This is a genomic window from Amycolatopsis sacchari (genome assembly GCF_900114035.1).
GTDB lineage: Bacteria > Actinomycetota > Actinomycetes > Mycobacteriales > Pseudonocardiaceae > Amycolatopsis_E > Amycolatopsis_E sacchari.
In genome coordinates this window covers 126,545-150,585 of record NZ_FORP01000011.1, presented here as the reverse complement: position 1 = coordinate 150,585, position 24,041 = coordinate 126,545, and the positions used below count along the sequence as shown (strand labels likewise).

Here is a 24,041-nt window from a genome sequence, read left to right as displayed (position 1 = left end):
CAGCGGCGCAGAGCGCCTCGACCGGGGGTGGTGGCCGGGTGACGGGCGGGCGAGACCAGATAGGCGTCATGGTCGTCGACGACCACGCCGTGGTGCGGCGCGGGCTGGCCGCGTACCTGGAGAGCGCCGAGGGGATCGAGGTGGTCGCGGAGGCCACCGACGGGCAGGACGCGCTGGCGACGCTCGCCCGGCTCGCGGCGCAGGGGTGGCTGCCGCGCGTGGTGCTGATGGACGTGCTGATGCCGCGCCTGGACGGGATTTCCGCGCTCGCCTCGGTGGTCGCCAAGTACCCGGACGTGCGCGTGGTCGTGCTGACCAGCTTCGGCGAGACCGAACGCGTGCACGCGGCGCTGCAGGCGGGCGCTGCGGGCTACCTGCTCAAGGACGCCGACCCCGACGAGGTCGCCGCCGCCATCCGCGCCGCCGCACGCGGCGAGGTGCACCTCGACCCGGCCGTGGCGGGGCGGCTCACGCGGCAGCTGGTGTCCCCGCCGATGGGCCTGGCCGCCCTCACCGCCCGCGAGCGCACCATCCTCACGCTCGTGGGCCGGGGGCTGTCCAACCGGCAGATCGCCACCGAACTGTCGATCAGCGAGCGGACGGCCCGCACGCACGTCAGCCACGTGCTGACGAAACTGCAGCTGCCGTCCCGCACGCAGGCCGCGTTGTTCGCCATCCGCGAGGGGCTGATCGACGCGCCGAGCTGACGGCTTTTTCATCCGGCGAAAAGGGCGTCCTGCGGGGCGCCCTTTTCGTTCGTCCCGGCCCCGATCCCGCCTTTCGCGAGGTGGAATGGCTATGGCCGCGGTCACACCGGCGGGCGATTGTTGAGCCACTGCCGGATGAACGGGGAGCCAGATGATCACTACGCGGGCCGCGATCTGCCGGGAACCCCGGCGCCCCTGGGAAATCGTCGATCTCGAGCTCGACGAACCGAAGGCCGACGAGGTTCGGGTGAAGTTCTACGCCGCGGGCCTGTGCCATTCCGACGACCACATCCAGAAGGGCGACGCGCGCATGCGTTTCCCCGTCGTCGGCGGGCACGAGGGCGCCGGGGTGGTCGAGGCCGTGGGCGCCGACGTGACGCGGGTGGAGGTGGGCGACCACGTCGTGTGCTCGTTCATCCCCGCGTGCGGCAAGTGCCGCTACTGCTCGACGGGCCACCAGAACCTGTGCGACGAGGGCAAGAACGCCTCGACGGGCGAGTTCGCGGACGGGACGTTCCGCTTCCACCGCGACGGCGAGGACTACGGCGGGCTGTGCGTGCTCGGTACGTTCTCGCAGTACGCGGTGCTGTCGGAGTACTCGGTCATCAAGATCCCGGACGACATCCCGTTCGACGTGGCCGCGCTCGTCAGCTGCGGCGTGCCGACGGGCTGGGGCACCGCGGTGTACGCGGCCGGCGTCCGGCCGGGCGAGACGGTCGTGGTCTACGGCGCCGGTGGCGTCGGGAGCAACGCCGTGCAGGGCGCGCGGTACGCCGGGGCGAAGAACGTCGTGGTGGTGGACCCGGTGGAGTTCAAGCGGGACATGGCGAAGGTGTTCGGGGCGACCCACACGTTCGCCGATGCCAAGGAAGCCCACGACTTCGTGGTCGAGACCACCTGGGGCCAGCTGGCGGACCACGCGCTGATCACGGTCGGCATCCTGTCCGACGAGGTGATCACGAACGCGGTCAACGTCGTCGGCAAGTCCGGCAAGGTCACGATCACCGCGGTCGGGCCGGGCCAGCTCGACCTGCCGGCCGGGATGCTGATCGGCTACCAGCGGCGGGTGCAGGGCGCGATCTTCGGCGCGTGCAACCCGCTCTACGACGTGCCGCGCCTGCTGGGCCTGTACCGCTCGGGCGACGTGAAGCTCGACGAGCTGATCACGCGCCGCTACAAGCTCGAAGAAGTCAACCAGGGCTACCAGGACATGTTGGACGGCAAGAACATCCGCGGCGTCATCGTCCACGAACACTGAAAGGGGTTCCCAGACATGCCGATCACGACGCGCGCCGCGATCACCCGCAAGGCGCACACCCCCTGGGAGATCGTCGACCTGCAGCTCGACGAGCCGAAGGCGCACGAGGTCAGGGTCAGGTTCCACGCGGCGGGGATGTGCCACTCCGACGACCACATCACCCGCGGCGACGCGCCGGTGCGGCTGCCCGTCGTCGGCGGGCACGAGGGCGCCGGCATCGTCGAGTCGGTCGGCCCGCACGTGCGGCGGGTCAAGCCCGGCGACCGGATCGTGTGCTCCTACATCCCGGCGTGCGGGGCGTGCCGCCCCTGCTCGACCGGGCACCAGAACATGTGCGAGAAGGGGCTCAACGCCTCCACGGGCATGTTCCTCGACGGCACGTTCCGCTTCCACCTCGACGGCGAGGACCTCGGCGGCTTCTGCACGCTGGGCACTTTTTCGCAGTACGCCGTGGTTTCCGAGTGGGCGTGCATCCCGCTGGCCGACGACATCCCGTTCGAGATCGCCGCGCTCGTCGGCTGTGGCGTACCGACCGGCTGGGGCTCGGCCGTGTACGCCGCGGGAGTCCGCGCCGGGCAGACCGTGGTGATCTACGGGGCGGGCGGTGTGGGCAGCAACGCCGTGCAGGGCGCGCGGTACGCCGGGGCGAAGAACGTCGTCGTGGTGGACCCGGTGGAGTTCAAGCGGGACATGGCGAAGGTGTTCGGGGCGACCCACACGTTCGCCGACGCCAAGGAGGCACACGACTTCGTGGTCGAGACCACGTGGGGTCAGCTGGCCGACCACGCCATCTGCACGCCGGGTGTGCTCACCGAGGAGATCGTCAACTCCGCGATCGCGGTCACCGGCAAGACCGGCAAGGTCACGATCACGGCCGTGGGGAAGCTCGGCGAGAAGGCGGTCCACTTCCCCGGCGGCATGCTGATCGGCTACCAGCGGCAGATCCGCGGCGCTCTCTTCGGCGACAGCAACCCGCTCTACGACGTGCCGCGCCTGCTCGGCCTGTACCGCTCGGGCGACCTCAAGCTCGACGAGCTGGTCACCCGCAAGTACAAGCTGGACGAGGTCAACCAGGGTTACCAGGACATGCTGGACGGCAAGAACATCCGCGGCGTGATCATCCACGAGCACTAGGGAATCCACTGTGGACTTCAAGACCAGGACAGCCAGGGTGCTCGCGCTGGTGGCGGTGGCCGTGCTGGCCACCGCCTGCGGCGGCGCGGGCGGGGCGGGCGACGGGAACGCGGCCGCCGGACCGCCCCAGCGCGGTGGCACGCTCACCGTGCTCGAGCTCGCGAGTTTCGCGGGCGGGTGGCCGAGCGGCCTCGACCCCGCGACCAACACCACCGGAGCCGCGAACCTCAGCCTCATGACCGCCATCTACGGCGGGCTCTTCCGCCTGTCGGCCGATGAGGACGGCAGCAACGCGCGCGTCGAACCCGATCTGGCCAGCGGCTACGACGTCAGCCCCGACGGCAGGACGGTGCGGATCACCATCCGCGACGGCGTGAAGTTCAGCGACGGCACGCCGTTCGACGCCGAAGCCGTCGCGTTCAACTTCACCCGCGACATCAAGTCCACCTGCACGTGTGCGCCGAAGTGGCCGCTCGCCGACAACGGCATCACCACCGAGGGCAACACCGTCGTGCTGAAGTTCACCCGGCCCTACGCGCCGGTGATCAACGCGATGCTGGTGTCGAACGCGAACTGGATCGCCTCGCCCACCGCGCTGCAGCAGCTCGGGCAGGACAAGTTCCGCGTGACGCCGGTCGGGGCCGGGCCGTTCAAGGTCGAGAACAACGTGCTCAGCTCCGAGCTCCGGTTGACCCGCAACGAGAACTACTACAAGCCGGGCCAGCCCTACCTCGACAAGCTGATCTTCAAGTCGATCGGCGGGGACCAGGCCGCGTACCAGGCGGTGCAGGCCGGGCAGGCGCAGGCCTACGAGGGCATGGTCACCACGCCGCTGATCGAGCAGGCGCAGGCCGACAAGCGGGTCACGCTCACGGTCCAGCCCGCGACCTCGCCCTACGTCATCCAGCTCAACACCAAGGCAGCGCCGTTCAACGACCAGCGCGCCCGCGAGGCGATCTACTACGCGACGGACGTGGCGGCCATCCGCAAGGGCCTGTTCAAGGACCTCTACCCGGCCTCGCAGATGTTCACCGCGCCCGGCGGCCTGTTCCACCACGACACCGTGCCCGGCTACCGCACCTACGACCTGGCCAAGGCCAAGGAACTGGTGACGCAGCTGGGCGGGCTCACGGTGGACCTGGCCACGCTCAAGAGCTACGTCGCCGAGCAGGTGATCACCGCGCTGAAGAGCCAGTGGGAGGCCGCCGGCATCACCGTCACGATGCACACCGACGAGCTGAACGCGCAGATCCAGCGCTACAACTCGGGCCAGTGGCAGATCCAGCTGGCGACCTCCGGCGCGTGGGACCCCGCGGCCGGTACCGGTGTCGGCTTCCGGTTCCTGTCGAACCGCCCGTTCAGCGGCGTCGACGACCCGCAGCTGGACTCGTTGCTCAACCAGGCCGAGGCCGTCACCGACCCGGCGCAGCGCGACGCGCTGTACCAGCAGGCGGGCAAGCTCATGAGCGACAAGGCCTACGCCCCGTTCCTGCTGGCCGACGCCCGCGCCAACCTCGCCGCCCGCGGCGTGCACGGCCCCGGCCTCACCACGAAGATCCCGCCACTGGTGGTCAACAACGGCATCCAGTGGGACAGCGTCTGGAGGAGCTCATGACCGCGGTCGAGGCGCGTGCACCGAGCACGCTGACCCACGTCCTGCGCTCGCCGAGCCTGCGGCTCGTCGTCCGGCGGCTGCTGACCGCGATCCCGATCGTGCTCGGCGTCAGCATCCTGACCTTCCTGGTGCTGAGCCTGATCCCGGGCAACGCGGCGCAGCTGCTGCTCGGTCCGGAGGCGACGCAGGAGCAGATCGACGCGCTGAACCACCAGATGGGCCTCGACCAGCCCGCCGTCGAGCGGTACCTGAACTGGCTGGCGGGCGCGGTCCACGGCGACTTCGGCAACTCGCTCGTCAGCGGGCAGTCGGTGTCGGGGGAGCTGACCTCGCGGCTGGGCGTGAGCGCCGAACTGGTCGGGCTCGCCTTCGTGGTCTCGCTCGGGCTGGCGATCCCGGTCGCGCTGCTGGCCGCCTACCGGCCCAACAAGCTGCTGGACCGCGTGAGCATGCTGGTGAGCATCACCGGGCTGTCGGTGGCGAACTACGTGTTCGCGCTGCTGCTGGTGCTGGTGTTCGCGGTGCAGCTGGCGGTGTTCCCGGCCATCGGGTTCGTGCCCATCAGCGACGGGCTGGGGGAGAACCTGCGCTCGCTGTTCCTGCCCGCGGTGGCGATCGCGTTCCCGCTGTTCTGCTTCTACACCCGGTTCCTCCGCGGCGACCTGGTGGACCAGCTGCAGGGCGAGGACTACATCACCACCGCGCGGGCCAAGGGGATCGGGCCGTGGCAGGTGCTGCTGCGGCACGCCTTCCGCAACTCCTCCTTCGGCCTGCTCACCGTCGTGGGCCTCAACCTCGGCACGCTGATCGGCGCGACCGTGATCATCGAGCAGATCTTCGCGCTGCCGGGCATCGGGCAGCTGCTGCTGCAGGCGATCAACACCCGCGACTACCCGGTCGTGCAGGCGTGCGTCGTGGTGTTCGCGATCGTCGCGGTGCTGGCCAACCTGATCACCGACCTGCTCTACGCCGTACTCGACCCGAGGATCCGCTATGGCAATGGTTGACGCGAGCGCCTCGGCCGTGCTGCTGGCCGAGGACACCGGACTGGGCCGGGGCCGCGGCTGGCTGCGCCAGCTCGAGCTCGTCGTGCCGATCGCGCTGCTGGTGCTGGTCGTCGGCGCGTGCTTCGTGTGGCCGCTCGTCGGCCCGGTGCCCGACCCGATCGGCGGGGACGTGCTGTCGTCCAACCTGCCGTCGTTCTCGCCGGGGCACCTGCTCGGCACCGACCCCAACGGCAACGACGTGTGGGCGCGCCTGCTCTACGGCGGCCGCTCGTCGCTGATCGTCGGTGTCTCGGTGAACGTGCTGGGCCTGCTCATCGGCGGCACGCTCGGTGCGGTGAGCGCTTACGCGGGCGGCGTGCTGGACGCGATCATCATGCGGGTGCTGGACGTGCTGATCGCGTTCCCGTCGCTCGTGCTGACGCTGGCCGTCGCGCAGAGCCTCGGCCCGAGCCAGCTCAACACGATCTTCGCGCTGGCGTTCTTCTCGGTGCCCGCGTTCGCGCGGATCTCCCGCGCGGCGACGCTGCGCCTGCGCGAACAGCCGTTCATGGTGGCCGCGGACCTGTGCGGCACGAGGACGTGGCGCATGCTGTTCAAGCACATCGCGCCGAACATCCTGCCGCAGCTGGTGACGTTCTCGATGCTCGGCATGGGCATCGTGATCGTCATCGAGGGCGCGCTGAGCTTCCTCGGGCTCGGCATCCCGCCGCCCGCCCCGAGCTGGGGCAACATGATCTCGCAGGGCCAGCAGAGCCTGTCGGCGACGCCGATGCTCGTGGTCTGGCCGTGCCTGATGCTCTTCCTGACCGTGCTGGCGTTCAACCTGCTGGGCGAGACGCTGCGCTCCCGCTGGAGTGGCCGATGAGTATCGAAGAAGCCGCGCAGCCCGCGGCCGTGTCCGTTCCCGACCCGCCCGGCCCGCTGCTGGAGGTCACCGACCTGCGGGTGCGCTTCGACACGAAGGGGCGGCGGGTCAACGCCGTCAACGGGTTGTCGTACCGGCTCTCCGCCGGCCGCACGCTCGCCATCATCGGCGAGTCCGGCTCGGGCAAGAGCGTCAGCTCGCGGGCGCTCATGGGCCTGCTGCCGCCGACGGCGAAGGTGACCGGCTCGGCCCGCTTCGCCGGGAAGGAGCTGGTGGGCCGGTCGGAGAAACAGCTGCGCGGCCTGCGGGGCGCCGACATCGCGATGGTGTTCCAGGACCCGGCCCGCTCGCTGAACCCGACGATGCGCATCGGCACGCAGATCACCGAAGCCGTGCGGGCACACGCGAAGATCGACCGCAAGGCGGCGCACGCGCGGGCCGTCGAGCTGCTGCAGCTCGTCCGGCTTCCCGCGGCGGAGCGGCGTTTCCACGAGTACCCGCACCAGCTCTCCGGTGGCATGCGGCAGCGCGTGATGATCGCGATCGCGCTCGCGGCGGACCCCAAGCTGCTCATCGCGGACGAGGCGACCACCGCGCTCGACGTGACGACGCAGGCGCAGATCATGGAGCTGCTGCTGGAACTGCAGCGCAGGCTCGGCACCGCGATCGTGCTGATCAGCCACGACCTCGGCCTCGCCGCCAGCTACGCCGACGACGTGGTGGTCATGTACGCGGGGCGGGCCGTCGAGTACGCGCCCGCGAGCACGCTGTTCTCCCGCGTCCGGATGCCCTACACCGAGGCGCTGATGGCGGCGATCCCCCGCCTGGAACGACCGCCGCACGCGGAACTCCCCGTCACGCCGGGCCAGCCGCCCGACCTGACGCGGCTCCCGCCGGGCTGCCCGTTCGCGCCGCGGTGCGCGCGGGCGACCGACGAGTGCCGCACGGAGGTCCCGCCGTTCACCGAACACGAGCCGGGCCACTGGTGGGCCTGCTGGCACCCCTGTGGAGAACCGTCATGACCACGCCGCTGCTCAGCGTCCGCAACGTCGTGCAGGAGTTCACCGCCCGCGGCCGCGGCGGGGTCAAGGGCGGCGTGGTGCACGCCCTCTCGGACGTGTCGTTCGACCTGCAGGCCGGGGAAACCCTCGGCATAGTCGGGGAAACCGGCTCGGGCAAGTCCACTTTGGCCCGTTCGATCCTGCAGGCGCCGCGGCCCAAGTCGGGTGAGGTGTACTTCCAGGGGCAGGACCTGATGCGCCGCCGCAGCCGTGACCTCACCGAGGCGCGGCGGCAGCTGCAGATGGTGTTCCAGGACCCGTTCGCGTCGCTCAACCCGCGGTGGCGGGTGTCGGAGATCGTCGCGGAGCCGCTCGTCGGGTACCGCGTCGGCAACCGCGACGCGCGGGTGCGGGAACTGCTGGACCTGGTGGGGCTCAACCCGGACACGTTCGCGAGCCGCCGCCCGCACGAACTGTCGGGCGGGCAGTGCCAGCGCGTCGCGATCGCCCGCGCCATCGCGCTCGACCCGGCCCTCGTGGTGTGCGACGAGGCGGTGTCCTCTTTGGACGTGCTGATCCAGGCGCAGGTGCTGAACCTGTTCGAGCAGCTGCGGCGCGAGCTGGGGCTGTCGTACCTGTTCATCTCCCACGACCTGGCGCTGGTCAAGCAGGTCAGCGACCGCGTGGCGGTGATGCACCTCGGCCAGCTGTGCGAGATCGGCCCGGCGGAGGGGCTGTACCGGGCGCCGATGCACCCCTACACCGTCGCGCTGCTGGCGTCGATCCCGAAGCTGGACCCCGGGGCGCGCGGGAAGAAACCGGTTACGCTGGAAGGAGAACCGCCGTCGCCGATCTCCCCGCCGAGCGGCTGCCGGTTCCACACGCGCTGCCCGTTCGCGCAGGACCGGTGCGCCACCGAAGCGCCCGTGCTGCGTGAACTCGCGCCGGGGCACAGCGTCGCCTGCCACTTCCCGATGCCGGGGGAGTGAGGCGGTGGCGATCAGCGTGCTGCTCGTCGACGACCACGCGGTGGTGCGCCGGGGGCTGACCGCCTACCTGGAGGTGGTCCCGGACATCCACGTCGTCGGCGAGGCGGGCAGCGGCGAGGGTGCGCTGCGCTGGCTGGCGACCGCGCCGGTGCTGCCCGACGTCGTCCTGATGGACCTGATGCTGCCCGGGGTGGACGGGATCACCACGACGGAACGGATCCGCCGCGAGTTCCCCGGTCCCGCCGTGGTGGCGTTGACGAGCTTCGGTGAGAGCGGGCGGGTGCAGGCCGCGCTGGCGGCGGGCATGTCGGGGTACGTGCTCAAGGACGCCGACCCCGAGGACGTCGCCGCCGCGGTGCGGGCGGCGGTGCGGGGCGAGGTGTGGCTGTCGGGGCTCGCGGCCCGTGGGCTGGCCCGCACGTTCGGCGCGCCCGCCGCCGGGCCGGCGACGTTGACCGCGCGGGAGAACGAAATCCTCGAGCTCGTCGCCGAAGGCTGTTCGAACCAGGAGATCGCGGACCGGCTGACGATCAGCGAGCGCACGGCGCGCACGCACGTCAGCAACGTCCTGGCCAAGCTCGGCCTGTCCTCGCGGACGCAGGCCGCACTGCTGGCGATCCGGGAGGGGCTCGTGCCGCTGCCGGACGCCGTCGACTGAGAGGTGGATGTGGTGGAAGTTTCCCTGGAGGGCAAGGTCGCCGTCGTCACCGGTGCCGGGCCGAACATCGGCAGCGGCATCGCGCTCGCGCTGGCCCGGTACGGCGCGAAGGTCGCGTGCAACGACCTGGACGCCGACGCCGCGCAGAAGTCGGTGGAGCGCATCGAACGCAACGGCGGCACGGCGATCGCGATCCCCGGCGACGTGACCGACGAGCAGCAGGTGCTGGCCTACCTCGACCGGGTCGTGGCGGAGTTCGGCCGGATCGACATCCTCGTCAACAACGCGGCGCTGCTGGGCGGGCGCGGGGTGCTCGACGAGAGCCCGGAGTTCTTCTCGCGCGCGGTGCAGGTCGCGGCGATGGGCAATTTCCTCAACACCAAGCACGTCGGCCGGTACATGGCCGAGCACGGGATCCGCGGGTCCATCGTGTCGATCTCGTCGTCGAACGGCTGGTCGGGCAGCGCCGGGGTGATCGCGTACGCGTTCCACAAGGGCGGGGTGAACAACTTCGTGCGTGCGGCGGCGATGGATCTCGCGCCGTACGGCATCCGGGTCAACAGCTTCACGCCGACCGCGCCCACGCCGGACAACCCGGAGCTGATCGCCGAGCAGGGGCCGGGTGGCGTGTTGGATCGCCCGCGCAGCAACGGACTGGGCGGCCCCACGGGCGACGAACCGTGGCGCCGCCCGTCGCGGTGGAGCGGTGATCGCATGCCGCTGGTGCCGATGGGCACGACCGGCACGCCGACGGACATCGGGCACTGCGTGGCGTGGCTGTGCTCGGACTACGCGCGCCTGATCACCGGCTGCGACCTCGTCGTGGACGGCGGCGCGAGGGCGAAGAACTTCGCCTACGCCCCCGCGGCACCGGCCGACCTGGCGGGCCCGCTGCCGGTCATCCCGCTCGACGTGGCGGACGTCGCGGACGCCACCGCGCGGTGACGCGGCCGGCCCGGGACGGCCTCACGGGGCAGCCTGGCCGGAGCCGTCGACGTCGATGATGTGCTTGCCCCGCACGCCGCCCGCTTCGACGGCGCGGTGGGCTTCGGCGATGGCGGAGAGCGGGTGGACGCCGTCGACGACCGGCCGCAGCTGCCCGTTCTCCGCGAGGCGGGTGACCTCGGCGAGCAGTTCCCGCTTCGGGTTGCCGCTGAAGAACCGCACCCGCCGCGAGCCGTGCACCGCGGACGCGGCGATGGAGCCGAGCGAGCGCGCGATGTGCTCGAGGTCGAAGGAGATCGCCACCATCCTGCCCCCGGGCGTCAGCAGGCGGCGGAACGCGGCGAGGTCGGTGCCGACGGTGTCGAACACGACGTCGAACGAACCGAGGTCGGCCGGGCCCGCGGTCCTGTAGCTGACCACCTCGTCGGCGCCGAGCCCGCGCACGAAATCCAGGTTGGCCGGTCCGGCCAGCCCGGTGACGTGCGCGCCCATCGCCTTGCCGACCTGCACGGCCAGGCTGCCGGTGCCCCCGCTGGCCCCGCGCACGAGGAGGCGCTCGCCGCGGACGAGGTGCGCCTTGTCGCGCAGGCCGATGATCGGCACCACCGCCACCACCAGCGACGCCGCTTCGACCGGGGTGAGGCCGGCCGGAGCGCGCGACACGCGGTCCGCGTCGACCGCCAGGTACTCGGCCGCCGCCCCGCTCCGCGAGCCGACCTCGGCGGTGCGCGGGAGGGTACCCCACACGCGATCACCCGCCAGGAGACCGGAGTCACCGGAACCGGGGTCGGCGACCTCGCCCACGAAGTCGAGCCCGATCCCTTTGGGAAAGCGCTTTCCGGTCAGCAGGCGCAGTTTTCCGGCCCGGGCGCTGAGTTCCCCGCCGTTCACGCTGGTCGCCTGCACCCGCACCAGGAGCTGACCCGGCCGCGGCCGCGGCACCGCGACCTTGCCCTCGTACAACACGTCCGGCGGCCCGTAGCGGTCGTACTGCGCCGCGCGCATCATCGCCATGTCTTCTGTCCTTTCACGACGTTCCTCCTCGGTTTTCCGGTGGGCGCCGCGGCCAGCCGATCGCCCTTTCGACCGTCTCGCCCACCGTGAGCAGCCGCGTGTCGGCGAACTTCCGGCCGACGAGCATGACGCCGGCGGGCAGCCCCTCGGCGAGACCGAGCGGGAGGGTGATCGCGGGATGGCCGGTGATGTTCGTCGGCGCCGTGTTGGCGACCAGGCCCCACGCCCGGAGCGCCCGGTCGGCGGGGTCGAGACCGGGCGCCACCGGGTGGGCCACCACGGGTACGGTCGGCATGGCGAGCACATCGCACTCGGCGAGCGCCTTCTCGTAGCCGGTGGTGACGAGGTGCCGCAGGTTGGCCGCCCGCGCGTAGCGACTGCCGCCGCCTGCGCGTTCCGCTCCGCTGCCCAGGATCAGCATCAGTTTGAGCGTGGGCGACAGGGCGTCGCCCACCTTCTCGAACCCCCGCCGCAGGGCCTCGGCGAGCTCCGGCCAGTAGCGGCCGCCCGCACCGAACAACGCCCCGCCGCCACGCATCTGCGCCGCGAAACTCTCCGGGAACAGGTTGAACGCGATCGGCCCGCACAACCGGTGCTCGGGCACCGAAACGGGCACCACCGACGCGCCCAGCTCACGCAGCCGGGCGAGCGAGACGTCGAACGCCTGGCGGACCTCCGGCGACACCCCGCCCGCGGGATCCAGCCCCTCGGCCAGGACCCCGATGCGCAGACCGGCCAGGGACGCCGGTGCCGACTCGACCGCGGCCACGGCGTCGAGCCGGGGCAGCCGCGCGGGCTGGCGCGGGTCGGGGTCCTCGTCGTCGGTCCCGGCCAGCACCTGCAGCACGGCCGCGACGTCGGCCGTGGTGCGGGCGAGCGGGCCGACGTGGTCGAGCAGCGGCTCCCCGCCGAGCACCCCGGAGTGCGGCACCAGGCCGTGCGTCGGCTTGAGACCGACCAGCCCGCACCACGCCGCCGGGATCCGCACCGAGCCGCCGGAGTCCGCGCCGAGCGCGACGTCGATGCCGTCGTAGTACAGCGCCGCCGCCGAACCGCCGGACGAGCCGCCCGCGGTCCGCGTGGTGTCCCACGGGTTGAGGGTCGGCCCGTAGCAGCTCGAGTCACCGCTCGGGGCGACCCCCATCTCGTCCATGTTGGTGGTGGCGCAGATGTGCCCGCCCGCGTCGAGCAGCCGGCGGACCACGGTGCTGTCCCGGTCGGGCACGAACCCCTGCAGCAACGCCGAGCCCGCCGTCATCGGCACACCGGCCACCGCCACGCAGTCCTTGACCGCGACGCCGACGCCGGACAGGAGCCCGCGCGCGCCCGGCTTGCGCACCGACACCCAGTGCACGACCGCGTTGTACGGGTCTTGGCGGGCGTCGGTGTGCACGACGCGATCGGCCTGCGCCACCGACGGCGGGTCCGCCCGCAGGTCGTCCATCGCGGCGATGACCGGTGCCAGGTGGGCGATGGCGGGCAGGACGCCGGCCGCGCCGGCACGCGAGATTCCCCACGAGGAGGCGAGGTCGTAGAACTCCTCCTCGCTGATGGCGTGCGACATGCGCACCCCTTTCGGTTTCCGGTGGACCCCGGCCAGGTCAGGCGAGGGGCATGAATCGTTGCGCCACCCAGCCCCGGTCGAACGGCGTGAACGCGTCGACGGTCAGGACGAGGTCGCTGATCCGCCAGCCGCCGGGGCCGGGTTCGTGCCGCTCGCGGTAGCGGCCCATGTGCCACGCGGCGGTCCCGTAGATCGTCAGCGGTTGCCAGAGGTACCAGGTGGAGCGGGCGCTGCGCAGGTCGTCGGCCAGCTCGATGTCGCCGCTGACGATGTAGTGCAGCGACCACTCCAGCGTGGCCGCGACGTCGGCGAAGTGCCTCCGCAGCTCCGCATGCCCCGCGTGCCGCCCCAGCAGTCCGCCGCCGTCCCACACGCACGCCGGCGTGAACAGCTCGGGGATGCGGTCGAGCGGGAAACCCGCGTCGCAGAAGCGGACGTAAGCCATCTGCAGCGCGCGGATGGCGTCCAGGGCCTCCAGGCGCGCCACCCGGGCCTCGAGTGGCGCGCTCAGCGGTCCGGTCATCCCGCCTCGTCGACCTTCACGACGTTCGTCAGCTCGCCGCCCTGGGTCTCGGCGTCGATCACCGTCGCGCGGTACTCGCCGGTTTCCGGGTCGAGGGCGTAGAACGTGGTCGGGTAGGACGCGGGCAGCTCGACCGCGATGACCTCGAAGTCGGACGAGGCGTCCAGTTCGCGGTGCCGGTTGCGCGGCGGCTGGTAGAAGGCCGTGCCCGCCTCCAGGCGGACCTTGCCGACTCCCTCGAACTCGAAGAGGGCCCACCCCTTGACGATGTAGTTGAAGTGCACGTTGAGGTGGTGCATGTGCCAGGGCGCGCCCTGCCACTTGTACTCGGGGTTGGCCTTGATGACGAAAGCGTTGGCCAGACCGCCGCTGTACTTCGCGACGGCCGGCAGCGGACGCAGGTCCGCGGCCGGGAAGCCCGCGATCGGCTGGAAGCTGTCCGGTTCCAGGGGCATGAACATGTCCGGCTGGGCGAACGTCGCCTCCTCCGGTGCGGGCGGCAGCGGGACCTCGGGGGCGGTTGCGGTCGTCGGGTTCTCTGCGGTCGTCGACATGGGCCGACTCCTCACTGTAGTCAGGCTTTACGGCGTGCTACTTAGGGTACGATTTCGTACTCTTTCACTACAGTAGCCTGGGCGCGGCCGCCCGGCAAGGGCGACGAGGAACACGCGAGGAGCGAGATGCCACCGCACACGGAGCACGCCGCCGAGCCGGCCACCACGGACCCGCGCCGCGGGCCGCGCCGCCGCGGGGAGGCCCTGGAGCAGGCGATACTCACGGCCACCGTCGAAGAGCTGACCGAGGTCGGCTACCCCGCGCTGACCGTCGACAGGGTGGCGGCCAGGGCCAGGACCAGCAAGGCCGCGATCTACCGCCGCTGGTCCGGGCTGCCCCAGCTGGTCGCCGACGCCTGTGCGCGCCACCAGATGGCCGACATCGAGGTGCCGGACACCGGCGCGTACCGGACCGATGTGCTCGCGGTGCTGCGGGAGATGGGGGCGCGGATCACCGGTCCCTTCGGCAGTGTCATCCGCACCGTGGTCAGCGAAATCGCCCGCAGTCCCGAGTTCGCGGCGCTGGCCGAGGCCCAGTTCGACGTCGCCGAGCAGATCATGACGACCTTGCTGGAGCGCGGCATCGAGCGCGGCGAGGTCGACCCGCGGGTGCGCGGCACCCGCCGCGTGACCGTCGCGACCGACCTGATCATCAGGCACCTGCTGATGACGCCGGACCCCGACGTGGACGCGGTCATCGTCGACATCGTCGACGACATCCACCTGCCGCTCGTGCTCCGGGCGGACGGCGAATCCGGCGGTACCGCGTAGGCGAGGTCCACAGTGGACTACGGGGCCGCGGGGCCCCAGCAAGCCGTCAGTGCGCCGCCCGGGGTGCGGGGGTCTCGGCGAGCCACCGGGGCGCCGCCGTCGGGACGGCGCGTTCCGCGAGCGTGCGGGACAGGGAGCGCGAGGTCTCCATCAGGATGCGGGCCAGTGCGCGTGGCCGGGCCCGTGCCGTCTCCACCACCACGCTGATCGCCGCCGTCACGTGCCCGTCGACCCCCACCACCGGGACCGCGACCACCATGTCGTCCACCGTGATCTGGCCGCGCGCGACCGCGACGCCGGTCTGCCGGATCCGCGCGAGCTGCCTGCGCAGCTCCGCCGGGTCGGTGATCGTCAGCGGCGTGAACCGCTCCAGCGGCGAGCGCAGCACCTCCGCCTGCAGCTCGGGCTCGGCGTGCGCCAGCAGCACCAGCCCGGTCCCGGTGGCGTGCATCGGCCACCGGTCGCCCACCCTGCTGCTCACCGGCTTGCGGGACCGCAGCGTCTCGACGTACACGACCTCCCGCCCGTCACGGACCCCGAGGTGCACGTTGCCCCTCGTCGTCTCGTGCAGGTTGTCCAGGTACGGGAACGCGGCCTCGCGCAGCTGCAGCCCCCGCGGGGCGAGCGCGGCGAGTTCGAGCAGCCGCAGGCCGACCGAGTACCGGCCGTCCTCGTCGCGTTCGAGGCCGCCCCACGCGACCAGCTCCCGGATGAGCCGGTGCGCCGTGGGCAGGGTCAGGTTCGCGCGCCGCGCGATGTCGCTGAGCGTCAGGGTGCGGTGACGGGGACCGAACGCGCCGAGCACGGCCAGTACCCGCATCGCCGCGGTGGGCCGGGGCTCCGGCTCCGCCACGGTCCGCCTTCCCGCCGCCGTCGCCGGGGAACCGGGCATGTCACACCTCCGCAAGACCACGGTGTCCCGCACCGTCCTAAATGGATTTCACAGGGCGTCCAGCAGGACGGACCGGGTGCGTCTTACGATTCTTCCCGGGGCCGCGGGCCCGCCACAAGACCAACTCCGCGCCTTCGCCGAAAGCGCTCGCGGGTGCCGCGACGGATGTTGTACGCGGTGCTTCCCCGCTGGCATCCCGGCGCGCGCGGCCCAGCTTCCTTTCCGTCCCGTGAAATCGCTCGTTGTCGGCCCCGGTCCCCGCGGTCACCCTGAGCGGAACCACCAGGTCGGAGTGGACAGTGGGAGGACGCACGTGAGAAGGAAAAGGCAATGGACGGCACTCCTGCTCGCGACGCTCCTGGGCGTCGCCGCGTGCGGGGGCCAGGGTTCGTCCGGCGGCAGCGCCGCCCCGGCGGGCCCGCCGCAGCGCGGCGGTGAGCTGACGGTGCTGGAGGACGGGGCGTTCGCCGGCGGCTGGCCCTCCGGCCTCGACCCGGCCACGAACACCACCGGTGGCGCGAACATCTCGCAGATGAGCGCCATCTACGGCGGCCTGTTCCGGGTCGCCGCCAACGACGACGGCACCAACGCCCGCGTCGAACCCAACCAGGCCGAGAGCTACGAGGTGCTCGACGGCGGCCGCGGGCTGAAGATCACCCTGCGGCAGGGCATCAAGTTCAGCGACGGCACCCCGCTCGACGCCGAGGCCGTCGCCTTCAACTTCCGCCGCGACGTGACGGCGACCTGCACGTGCGCCCCGCAGTGGCAGCTGACGCAGGACGGCATCACCGTGGCCGACCCGCGCACGATCGTGCTGAAGTTCAGCAGGCCCAACGCCACGGCGGTCAACGCGTTCCCGATCTCCAACGTGAACTGGATCGTCTCGCCGACCGCGCTGCAGCAGGCGGGCCCGGACCAGTTCAAGATCAACCCGGTGGGCGCGGGCCCGTTCAAGGTCGTGTCGAACCGGCTCAGCTCCGAACTGGTGCTGGAGCGCAACCCGAACTACTTCAAGGCGGGCCTGCCGTACCTGGACAAGCTGACGTTCAAGTCCATCGGCGGCGACCAGCCCGCGTACCAGGCGCTGCAGGCGGGACAGGCGCAGGCGTACGAGGGGCTGAGCACGGTTCCGCTGCTGGAGCAGGCGAAGACGAACAACCGGCTCACCGTGACCGTCCAGCCGCCGACGTCGCCCTACGTCATCCAGCTCAACACGAAGACGGCGCCGTTCGACAACGAGCTGGCGCGGCAGGCGATCTACTACGCGACGGACTTCGAGGCGATCGCGAAGGGCCTGTTCAAGGGCCTGTACCCGGTGAGCCAGATGTTCACCGCCGAGGGCGGGCTGTTCAACCACCCCACGGTGCCGGGTTACCGCACGTACGACCCGGAGAAGGCCAAGCAGCTGGTGCAGCAGCTCGGCGGGCTGAACATCAAGCTGGGCACGCTGGGCGCGTACGTGGCGCAGCAGGTGGTGACGGCGCTGCAGACGCAGTGGAAGGCCGTCGGCATCAACGTCACGATCGAGACCTACCAACTGTCCACTTTGGTCCAGCAGTTCAACTCCGGGACCTGGCAGGCGATGCTGCAGACCGCGGGCGCGTGGGACCCGGCCGCCGGGGTGGGCGTGGCGTTCCGCTTCTCGTCGACGTCGCCGTTCAGCGGTGTCAAGGACCCGCACCTGGACGACCTGCTGAACCAGGCGTCGGCCACGGTGGATTCGGGGCAGCGTGACGCGCTGTACCTGCAGGCGGGCCAGTACATCAGCGAGAAGGCCTACGCCCCGTTCGGGCTGGCGTTCGCCCCGGCGAACCTCGCGGTGAAGGGCGTGTACGGGCCGGGGCTGACCACGAAGATCCCGCCGCTGGTCGTGAACAGCGGCGTCCTGTGGGACGAGGTGTGGCGCAGCGGGGCGTGATGTTCGCCCTCTCCGCCCGGTCTTCCCGTGTGCCGTTCCATGAACCTCACGGGAAGGAAAAGCGATGCGAAGACCCCTGTTGGGACTTCTGGGTGCCGGGATGGTGACGGGAGCCGTGGCCGCCGGCGCGCTGAGCGCCGGCGCCGCGCAGGTCACCGCCGACGTGCCGTTGCAGACCATCGGCCAGGGGCCGGCGTCGGCGACGCTCGCCAACGGTGTCACGGCGTCGGTGGACCAGGGGCGGTGGGGTGGGTCGGGCGTGTACCTGACCTACCCCGCCGACGGCCCCCAGACCTGGTCGTTCAGCGAGCCGGTGAGCGTCCGGTTCGGTATCACCAACCTCAACGGTTCGCCGCCCGAGTCGCCCGGCTACGAATGCGTGCAGTTCCCCGACGGCGGGGTGGCGGTCGAGAGCCTGGCGCCCGCGCACACCTGGGATCCCGCCACTTCGACGCTGTGCCACACCGGCCCGGACGGCTCCGGAACCGAGGACGAGACCGTCCTCGTGACGACCGCCCCGACGACGTCGCTGACGTGGGCCGCGCTGAACAACCCGGACCAGGCGCGGGGTATCTCGTTCATGCAGGTCTCGGTCGGCGAGCCGGCCGGTCCCCAGGCGGACCTCTCGGTCGTGAAGTCCGGCCCCGATTCGGCGAACGCGGGTGACCGGATCGAGTACACGCTGCTGGTCATGAACAACGGCCCGGCCGACTCGACGGGCTTCGTCCTCACCGACCGGCTTCCGCGGGAGCTGACGCAGGCGGTGCCGCCCCCGGGCTGCACGATCGCCACTGACACGATCACCTGCACGGGTGGTCCGCTGGCCGTCGGCGCGGGTCACGCGTACACGTTCACCGCCGTGGTGGACCAGAACTCGCCGAAGATCTTCACCAACTCGGCCTCGGTGGCCGGCAACGAGGACGACCCGAACCCGGGCAACAACTCGTCCAGCGTGTCGACCATGGTCACGCGGGTCCCGATGGTGTCGGCCGGTGTCGCCGCCGGTGCGCTGGGCCTCGCGGGCGGCGGCTGGCTGCTGCGACGCCGGACGCGCCCGGTCCGGAACTGACGGGAGCCGCCGGGCTGGGCGGGTTTCCCCTGCCCAGCCCGGCGGACAGGCCTAGACCCGCTGCACGGGATGCGAGGTCCGCGACCAGCCACCGAAACCGAAGGGCCGCACGACCATCGACATGGCGGCGTTGCGCGCGCCCGCCACGATGATCGGGATCTGCTCCGGGCTCGGCGTCATGTGCAGCCCGTACTCGTCGACGCCGGGCGCGTCCCGCTCGTCCAGGGCCTTGCCTGCCCGCTCCAGATCGGCGTGGGTGCGGACGGCGTGGTCGTACAGCCACTGTTGCACGTCCCGCTTGGCGAACCCGCCGTCGGCGAACAGCTGCGCGTGCTCCGGGCTCAGGATCAGCCCCGCGGAGGAGAACCGTCCGATCGCCGCACCCGTGCGCCACACCGTGTCGCAGAAGTCCCAGAGGACCTCCTCCGGGTCCTTGGTGTGCCGGTTGTCCACGAACTCGCACGTGCGCAGCAGCAGCGCCGACACCGCGTTCGTGCCCGGTTCGAGGCCGTGCTCCACCGACAGCGGCTCCCACGGGCTTTCTTCCTCGTTCTCGCCGACGCACAGCGTCCACCGGCCCGGCAGGCCCTGCGTCGCCTGCTCCAGCTCGTGCGGCCGGATCCCGAAGACGTTGCGCACCACCAGCCCGATCGACCGCGCGATCGTCGCGTTGGCGCGGAAACCCGGGCCCAGCACGCCGCCGGCGGAGTTGATGCCCAGCTCGTGCCTGATCGGCCCGTTCACGACGATCAGCGGCGCCGGGCCGCTCGTGCTCTGCCAGCCGCCGCCGGTGACGACGCGCTGGTTCATCAGCGCGTCCCACGCGGCGAGCACGACCGGGAAGTACTCCGCGCGGCACCCGGCGAGCGCCGCGTTCACCGCGGCCTGCTCGACCGTGCACTCGCGCTCCAGGTGCGGCACGGACGCGACCACCTCGTCCCGCGGCCGCGGGGTGGTCGCCAGGAACTCCTCGACCATCCCCCCGGTCACGGGTACCACCGGCAGCCCGTCCGTCCAGCCCTGCTCGTAGGCGTGTTCGAGGGCGAGCCGCGTGTAGTCCAGCCGCTCGACGTCGGTCATGCCGCGGCCGTCGCGCCGGAGGTCGTCAGCACGCCGAGCAGGTCGGGCAGGATGCGCACCGCGCGTTCCCGCACCTCGTCGCGCTCCAGCGGCGCGACCGGGTGCGGGGTGCGGGCGTAGGTGTACCCCTTGGCGCCCTTGAGGTCCGCCATCGCGTCGGCGGTCGCGACGAACGCCTCGCTGCAGATGACCACCGCGGGTACGCCGCCGGCCTCCAGCAGCAGCCCGTCGGCGATCGCCGAGGCGCTGCACGAACCGCAGTCCCCGACGCCGACGACCACGACGTCACACGCCTCGACCAGCTCCTTGCGGATCTCCTCCGGCGCCGCCTCGGCGATGTTGAGCTTCTTGCGGCGCACCAGGTTCGCCACGCCGTGCTCCTCGGTGAGCAGCGCGCCCACCTCGTCGAGGAAGGTCTCGGCGTTCTTCTTCGTGTTGGCCAGCAGGCCCACGGTCAGCCCCGCGAGCGACGCCGGGCGCGGCGCGAGCGCACCGCGTGCGGCGCCCGCTCCGGGACGGCCGGTCGGATCGATCATCGCCTCGAACATGGGCGGCTCCTCACGTCGGTTCCCGCTCCGACGCTAGGCCGGGCAGTTCCACCTCCGCGACGGCCTTTTCGCGCCCCGGAAGGGAAACCGGCCGCAGCAGCAGCGCCGCGCCGAGGCTCGCCGCGCAGATCAGCGCCAGGTACAGCGCGAGCGGGACGGAGGAGTGGAAGGCGCCGAACAACGCGGTCGACACCAGCGGCCCGACCGCGCCGCCCACCAGCCCGCCGAGCTGGTAGGCGACCGACGCGCCGGTGAACCGCAGGCGCGTGGAGAACAGCTCCGTGAACAACGCGCCCTGTGCCCCCGCCATGATCGCCTGCACGACCGCGGCGACGAAGAACGCGACCGCCGCGGCGAAGAGGTTCCGGGTGTTGATCAGCGCGAACAGCGGGAAGGCCCACGCGACCGCGGTCAGCGCGCCGACGACGTACACCCGCTTGCTGCCCCACCGGTCGGCCCACAACGCGGCGAAGTAGATCATCACGATCCACAGCACCGCCGACAGCAGCAACAGCGTCAGCAGGGTGGTGCGGGCGAAACCGGCGACCGCGGTGCCGTAGTTGAGCATGTAGACCATCACCGTGTAGCCGACGGCGGGCGGCGCGATCGCGGCGATGCTCGCGAGCACGAGCGTGCCGGGCTGTTCCCGCAGCAGCGTCCCGAAGGGCAGCTTGCTGACCCGGTTGTTCTCCTTGACGCGCCGGAAGTCCGGGCTCTCGTCGAGCTTCCGCCGCACCAGCATGCCGACCCCGAGCAGCACGACGCTGAGCAGGAACGGGATCCGCCAGCCCCACGACTGGAAACTCGCCGGGGGCAGCTGGGACGCCAGCAGGAACACCAGGTTCGAGGTCAGCACGCCGATCGGCACGCCGAACTGCGCGAAACTGCCGTACACCGCGCGCTGCCGGGGTGACGCGTGTTCCGTCGCCACCAGCACCGCGCCGCCCCATTCGCCGCCGACGCCGAAACCCTGCAGCAGCCGCAACAGGACGAGCAGCAGCGGCGCGGCCACGCCGATCGTGGCGTAGGTGGGCAGCAGGCCGATGAGGAACGTCGACAGCCCGGCGAGCATGAGCGTGAGCACCAGCATCGACTTGCGGCCGATCCGGTCGCCGAAGTGCCCGATCACCGCGCCGCCGAGCGGGCGGGCGATGAACCCGACCGCGAACGTGCCGAACGCGGCGAGCGTGCCGGCGACGGGGGAGAACGACGGGTAGAACAGCGACCCGAAGACGAGTGCCGACGCGCTGCCGAAGATGTAGTAGTCGTACCACTCGATCGACGTGCCGACGCAACTGGCGAGCAGGATCGACGCCCTGCTGGGCGGTGAGCCGGTCATGAACCGTCCTCCGAACTCGTGAAAAGGTTATCTCGAAGTAAAGGGGTGACGGCGCGCCACGTCGTCCGTCAGGAGGCGGGCGCGGCGTGGGACGGATGTCGCGTCCGCCGACGGTTTTCCGCGTCGTGAAAGGCATCTCGCCCCGTGTCGGACCAGCTCGGCATAGTTCTTCCCATGACGACACTCCTGCCTGATCCGGGGCCCCTGCTCGTCGACAACGCCCAGCTCATCGGAGCGGACTGGGTGCCGGCGCACAGCGGCGAGACCATCGACGTGCTCGACCCGGCGACGCGGGAGGTGCTCGCCAGGGTGCCCCGCGGCGGCGCCGAGGACGTCGACGCGGCCGTGCGGGCGGCCACCGCCGCCTTCCCCGCCTGGCGGGACACGAACCCGAGCGCCCGCGCCGCGCTCATCATGCGGTGGGTGCAGAAGATCGGCGAGCACGAGACCGAACTGGACCGGCTCGAGTCCCGTGAGGTCGGACGGCCGAGCTGGGGACCGCCGCCGTACGGGCGCATCCTCACGTTCATCGCGGGCCAGGCCGACAAGGTGCAGGGCCTGTCCCTGCCGGGCTTCACGCCGGACGTGCTGGGCCTGACCCTGCGCGAACCGTACGGCGTGGTCGGCAGCGTCATCCCGTGGAACGCGCCGGGGCCGATGTTCGTCAGCGACGTCGGTGCCGCGATCGCCGCGGGCAACACCATCGTCATCAAGCCCGCCGAGGACGCCCCGCTCACGCCGCTCGCGCTCGCGCGGCTGGCGCTCGAAGCGGGCATCCCGCCCGGCGTGATCAACGTCGTCACCGGTTACGGGCACGAGGCGGGCGCGGCGATCCCCGCGCACCGCGGCATCCGCCGGATGAGCTTCACCGGCTCGCCCGAGACGGGTTCGCTCGTGATGGCGGCGTGCGCGAAGAACCTTACGCCGCTGCACCTGGAACTGGGCGGCAAGTCCCCGCAGGTGATCTTCGCCGACGCCGATCTCGACGCCGCGGTCCCCGCCATCGTCAACGGGATCACGCTCAACACCGGGCAGATCTGCGCCGCCGGTTCCCGTGTCGTGGTGGAGCGGTCGGTGCACGGCGAGGTCGTGCAGCGGCTCGCCGAGCGGCTGAGCCAGGTGCGCGTCGGGCCGTGGCACGAGCAGGTGCAGATGGGCCCGCTCATCAACGCCAAGCAGCACGACCGCGTGCTGAACTACGTGCGGCTGGGCCAGGAAGAGGGCGCCGAGCTGGTCGTCGGCGGCGGGGTGCCCGAGGGGGAGGACTACGCGCGCGGGTTCTTCGTCGAGGCCACGTTGTTCGACCGCGTCGACCCCGGTATGCGCATCGCGCAGGAGGAGATCTTCGGCCCGGTGCTGTCGGTGATCCCGGTGGACGGTGAGGGCGAGGCGATCGACGTCGCCAACGGCACGGACTACGGGCTCGTCGCGTCCGTGTGGACGCGGGACGTCGGGCGCGCGGTGCGGCTGTCGAAGGCGTTGCAGGCCGGTCAGGTCGCGGTGAACGCCGCGCTCGGCGCGGGGTTGATCGGCGCGCCGTTCGGCGGTTACAAGCGCAGCGGGTTCGGCCGCACGATGGGTGCCGACGCCGTGCTCAACTACACCCAGGTGAAGGCGGTGTCGTTGCGTGGCACGAACTGACTTCCGGCTGCGGGTGCTCATGGAGCCCCGCCACGGCGCCACCTACGACGAGATACTGGCACTCGCGCTGGCCGTCGAGGACGCCGGGTTCGAGGCGTTCTTCCGCTCGGACCACCTGCTCGGCGTCGACCCGGACGACCGCACCTACCGGCCCACCGACTGCTGGACCACGCTCGGCGGGCTCGCCCGCGACACCCGCCGCGTGCGGCTGGGCGCGCTGGTCGGCGCCGCGACGTTCCGCGCGCCAGGGCTGCTGGCCACCATCGTGGCGTCGGTGGACCAGATGAGCGGCGGCCGCGTCGAACTGGGCCTGGGCACCGGCTGGTACGAGCGCGAGCACGCGGCGTTCGGCATCCCGTTCCCGGGCACGGGGGAGCGGTTCGACCGGTTCGAAGAGGTGCTGGCCATCGTCACCGGTTTGTGGCGCACCCCGGAGGGCGGGACCTTTTCCTTCGAGGGCAAGCACTTCTCGATCGACGAGAACGGTGCACCACCCCGCCCCGTGCAGCGGCCGCACCCACCCGTCATCATCGGCGGATCCGGTCCTAAAAGGACACCAGCCATCGCCGCGCGCTTCGCCGACGAGTTCAACGGCGCGCTCGGCGGGGACCTGCGGGAACGCTTCGCGATCTTCGCCCGCGCCTGCGAGGCGATCGGGCGTGACCCGGAAGAGGCCAGGCGGTCGGCGGTGCTGCCGGTCGCGTGTGGCACGACGCCCGCGGAGATCGAGCGGCGGGCCGCGATCATCGGGTCCGAGTTCATGCGCACCAACGCCGCGATCGGCACGCCCGCCGAGGTGTCCGACCGGATCGGCGCGCTGCGCGAGGCCGGGGCCGACACCGTCTACCTGCACATCTACGACATCTCCGACCTGGAGCACATCGCGCTGCTCGGTGCCGAGGTCGTGCCGCACCACGCGGCTGTCGCACCCGCGAGCCCCTGAAAGGTG

Annotated in this window: 23 protein-coding genes; 15 read left to right on the top strand and 8 right to left on the bottom strand. The window is 71.6% G+C overall.

What is annotated here, in order from left to right; translation table 11 throughout:
• The first annotated feature begins 68 nt into the window (after positions 1 to 68).
• The 10 genes from BMZ92_RS19790 to BMZ92_RS19745 all read left to right on the top strand — a co-directional run bounded on the left by BMZ92_RS19790 (position 69) and on the right by BMZ92_RS19745 (position 10,179).
• Positions 69 to 707: a response regulator gene (locus BMZ92_RS19790; RefSeq protein ID WP_091509708.1), complete on the top strand. Its 639-nt coding sequence runs from the start codon at positions 69 to 71 to the stop codon at positions 705 to 707.
• 151 nt (positions 708 to 858) lie between these two features.
• Positions 859 to 1,965, top strand: coding sequence for an NDMA-dependent alcohol dehydrogenase (locus BMZ92_RS19785; RefSeq protein ID WP_091509705.1), 1,107 nt, complete (start codon positions 859 to 861; stop codon positions 1,963 to 1,965).
• A 15-nt stretch (positions 1,966 to 1,980) separates the two neighbouring features.
• On the top strand, positions 1,981 to 3,099 hold the full coding sequence (locus tag BMZ92_RS19780) for an NDMA-dependent alcohol dehydrogenase (RefSeq protein WP_091509704.1): 1,119 nt from the start codon (positions 1,981 to 1,983) through the stop codon (positions 3,097 to 3,099).
• A gap of 10 nt (positions 3,100 to 3,109) precedes the next feature.
• A complete protein-coding gene (locus tag BMZ92_RS19775; RefSeq protein ID WP_245783143.1) occupies positions 3,110 to 4,714 on the top strand; it encodes an ABC transporter substrate-binding protein in 1,605 nt (534 codons plus the stop codon).
• Positions 4,711 to 5,721: an ABC transporter permease gene (locus BMZ92_RS19770; RefSeq protein ID WP_091509701.1), complete on the top strand. Its 1,011-nt coding sequence runs from the start codon at positions 4,711 to 4,713 to the stop codon at positions 5,719 to 5,721. Before BMZ92_RS19775 ends, BMZ92_RS19770 begins: the two co-directional genes overlap by 4 nt.
• Complete coding sequence (locus tag BMZ92_RS19765; RefSeq protein ID WP_091509699.1) at positions 5,708 to 6,586, top strand: ABC transporter permease; 879 nt, start codon at positions 5,708 to 5,710, stop codon at positions 6,584 to 6,586. Before BMZ92_RS19770 ends, BMZ92_RS19765 begins: the two co-directional genes overlap by 14 nt.
• Entirely contained in the window at positions 6,583 to 7,608 is a 1,026-nt protein-coding gene (locus tag BMZ92_RS19760; protein ID WP_091509696.1) for an ABC transporter ATP-binding protein, read from the top strand. The genes BMZ92_RS19765 and BMZ92_RS19760 overlap by 4 nt, the downstream gene beginning before the upstream one ends.
• Positions 7,605 to 8,576 carry an ABC transporter ATP-binding protein gene (locus BMZ92_RS19755; protein WP_091509682.1) on the top strand — a complete coding sequence of 324 codons (972 nt, stop codon included), beginning with the start codon at positions 7,605 to 7,607 and terminating at the stop codon, positions 8,574 to 8,576. Before BMZ92_RS19760 ends, BMZ92_RS19755 begins: the two co-directional genes overlap by 4 nt.
• 4 nt (positions 8,577 to 8,580) lie before the next feature.
• Complete coding sequence (locus BMZ92_RS19750; protein ID WP_218153502.1) at positions 8,581 to 9,234, top strand: response regulator; 654 nt, start codon at positions 8,581 to 8,583, stop codon at positions 9,232 to 9,234.
• A gap of 12 nt (positions 9,235 to 9,246) precedes the next feature.
• Positions 9,247 to 10,179 carry an SDR family NAD(P)-dependent oxidoreductase gene (locus BMZ92_RS19745; protein ID WP_091509679.1) on the top strand — a complete coding sequence of 311 codons (933 nt, stop codon included), beginning with the start codon at positions 9,247 to 9,249 and terminating at the stop codon, positions 10,177 to 10,179.
• 21 nt (positions 10,180 to 10,200) lie between these two features.
• Here the strand turns inward: BMZ92_RS19745 and BMZ92_RS19740 are convergent, their stop codons facing one another.
• Genes BMZ92_RS19740 through BMZ92_RS19725 form a run of 4 tightly spaced genes read right to left on the bottom strand, consistent with a single transcriptional unit; the run spans position 10,201 to position 13,834 of the window.
• Entirely contained in the window at positions 10,201 to 11,193 is a 993-nt protein-coding gene (locus tag BMZ92_RS19740; protein ID WP_091509677.1) for an NAD(P)-dependent alcohol dehydrogenase, read from the bottom strand.
• Positions 11,194 to 11,206: 13 nt separating this feature from the next.
• Positions 11,207 to 12,757 (bottom strand): amidase family protein, encoded by a 1,551-nt coding sequence (locus BMZ92_RS19735; RefSeq protein WP_143249900.1) that lies wholly within the window; start codon positions 12,755 to 12,757, stop codon positions 11,207 to 11,209.
• 37 nt (positions 12,758 to 12,794) lie between these two features.
• Positions 12,795 to 13,280, bottom strand: a complete 486-nt coding sequence (locus BMZ92_RS19730) for a nuclear transport factor 2 family protein (protein WP_091509672.1) — start codon at positions 13,278 to 13,280, stop codon at positions 12,795 to 12,797.
• Positions 13,277 to 13,834: a cupin domain-containing protein gene (locus BMZ92_RS19725; protein WP_091509669.1), complete on the bottom strand. Its 558-nt coding sequence runs from the start codon at positions 13,832 to 13,834 to the stop codon at positions 13,277 to 13,279. The genes BMZ92_RS19730 and BMZ92_RS19725 overlap by 4 nt, the downstream gene beginning before the upstream one ends.
• A 126-nt stretch (positions 13,835 to 13,960) precedes the next feature.
• Between BMZ92_RS19725 and BMZ92_RS19720 the strand changes: the two genes are divergently transcribed.
• Complete coding sequence (locus BMZ92_RS19720; RefSeq protein WP_091509667.1) at positions 13,961 to 14,605, top strand: TetR-like C-terminal domain-containing protein; 645 nt, start codon at positions 13,961 to 13,963, stop codon at positions 14,603 to 14,605.
• Between the two features lie 46 nt (positions 14,606 to 14,651).
• Here the strand turns inward: BMZ92_RS19720 and BMZ92_RS19715 are convergent, their stop codons facing one another.
• Entirely contained in the window at positions 14,652 to 15,425 is a 774-nt protein-coding gene (locus BMZ92_RS19715) for an IclR family transcriptional regulator (RefSeq protein ID WP_245783153.1), read from the bottom strand.
• 385 nt (positions 15,426 to 15,810) lie between these two features.
• Here BMZ92_RS19715 and BMZ92_RS19710 point away from each other — a divergent pair, with 385 nt between their 5' ends.
• Positions 15,811 to 17,415 carry an ABC transporter substrate-binding protein gene (locus BMZ92_RS19710; RefSeq protein ID WP_245783142.1) on the top strand — a complete coding sequence of 535 codons (1,605 nt, stop codon included), beginning with the start codon at positions 15,811 to 15,813 and terminating at the stop codon, positions 17,413 to 17,415.
• 64 nt (positions 17,416 to 17,479) lie between these two features.
• Positions 17,480 to 18,484 carry a DUF11 domain-containing protein gene (locus tag BMZ92_RS19705; RefSeq protein WP_091509661.1) on the top strand — a complete coding sequence of 335 codons (1,005 nt, stop codon included), beginning with the start codon at positions 17,480 to 17,482 and terminating at the stop codon, positions 18,482 to 18,484.
• Positions 18,485 to 18,535: 51 nt separating this feature from the next.
• Here the strand turns inward: BMZ92_RS19705 and BMZ92_RS19700 are convergent, their stop codons facing one another.
• Genes BMZ92_RS19700 through BMZ92_RS19690 form a run of 3 tightly spaced genes read right to left on the bottom strand, consistent with a single transcriptional unit; the run spans position 18,536 to position 21,451 of the window.
• Positions 18,536 to 19,564, bottom strand: coding sequence for a hypothetical protein (locus tag BMZ92_RS19700; RefSeq protein WP_091509658.1), 1,029 nt, complete (start codon positions 19,562 to 19,564; stop codon positions 18,536 to 18,538).
• The gene (locus BMZ92_RS19695; protein ID WP_091509656.1) at positions 19,561 to 20,112 is read right to left on the bottom strand and encodes a UGSC family (seleno)protein; all 552 of its coding nucleotides are present in this window, start codon (positions 20,110 to 20,112) and stop codon (positions 19,561 to 19,563) included. Before BMZ92_RS19695 ends, BMZ92_RS19700 begins: the two co-directional genes overlap by 4 nt.
• Positions 20,113 to 20,122: 10 nt before the next feature.
• Complete coding sequence (locus BMZ92_RS19690; RefSeq protein ID WP_091509654.1) at positions 20,123 to 21,451, bottom strand: MFS transporter; 1,329 nt, start codon at positions 21,449 to 21,451, stop codon at positions 20,123 to 20,125.
• Positions 21,452 to 21,625: 174 nt separating this feature from the next.
• On the opposite strand from BMZ92_RS19690, the gene BMZ92_RS19685 reads away from it, so the two are divergent.
• Both BMZ92_RS19685 and BMZ92_RS19680 read left to right on the top strand, forming a co-directional pair.
• A complete protein-coding gene (locus BMZ92_RS19685) occupies positions 21,626 to 23,092 on the top strand; it encodes an aldehyde dehydrogenase family protein (RefSeq protein WP_091509651.1) in 1,467 nt (488 codons plus the stop codon).
• Positions 23,079 to 24,035 (top strand): LLM class F420-dependent oxidoreductase, encoded by a 957-nt coding sequence (locus BMZ92_RS19680; protein ID WP_091509649.1) that lies wholly within the window; start codon positions 23,079 to 23,081, stop codon positions 24,033 to 24,035. The genes BMZ92_RS19685 and BMZ92_RS19680 overlap by 14 nt, the downstream gene beginning before the upstream one ends.
• Positions 24,036 to 24,041: the final 6 nt, after the last annotated feature.